Source organism: Bradyrhizobium sp. Leo78 (assembly GCF_059512425.1).
In genome coordinates this window covers 1-584 of sequence record NZ_JCAMOT010000183.1, presented here as the reverse complement: position 1 = coordinate 584, position 584 = coordinate 1, and the positions used below count along the sequence as shown (strand labels likewise).

The 584-nt window shown below is 63.5% G+C and carries 1 protein-coding gene; it reads right to left on the bottom strand.

Annotation, left to right across the window (positions count from 1 at the left end; genetic code table 11):
• Positions 1 to 584 (bottom strand): reverse transcriptase domain-containing protein (locus AC5ZG1_RS44190; RefSeq protein WP_496136539.1); only part of this gene is annotated, 584 nt, incomplete at both ends.

The following is a 584-nucleotide window of genomic DNA, read 5'->3' as shown; positions in this document are numbered from 1 at the left end:
AAGATGCGCAACCGTTCCACCACCGCTTTGAGGGATCGCCCCGTCACGCGCGGTGTCAGTTCGCGAATGCGCTCCTTGAACGCCTTGATGGCCTTGCCGGCCACTCGTCGCTTGACCACACCCCCGGCTTGCCGGAAGGCATAGCCGAGGAATTTGCGGCCGAAGACGCTGGCAACGGCGCTCTTGGCCTCGTTCACCGTCAAGTGAAGCCGGCCATAAAGACGCCGCAGCAGAACCATCACCCGCTCGCCCGCGCGCCGCGACCGCACATAGACGTTGCAGTCATCGGCATAGCGGCAGAAGGCATGGCCCCGCCGTTCAAGTTCCCTGTCCACCTCATCCAGCAACACATTGGCCAGAAGCGGCGACAGCGGCCCACCCTGCGGCGTGCCTCGGCTCCGCTTGATGACCGCATCCCCATCAACGATATCGGCGCTCAGATAGGCCCGGACCAGGCGGATGACGCCGGGATCGGGGATTTTCCTGCGCAGACGGTCGATCAGGATGTCGTGCTCAACCCGGTCGAAGAACTTCTCCAGGTCAACGTCCACAACGACACGACGCCCGGACTGCACGAACGATTG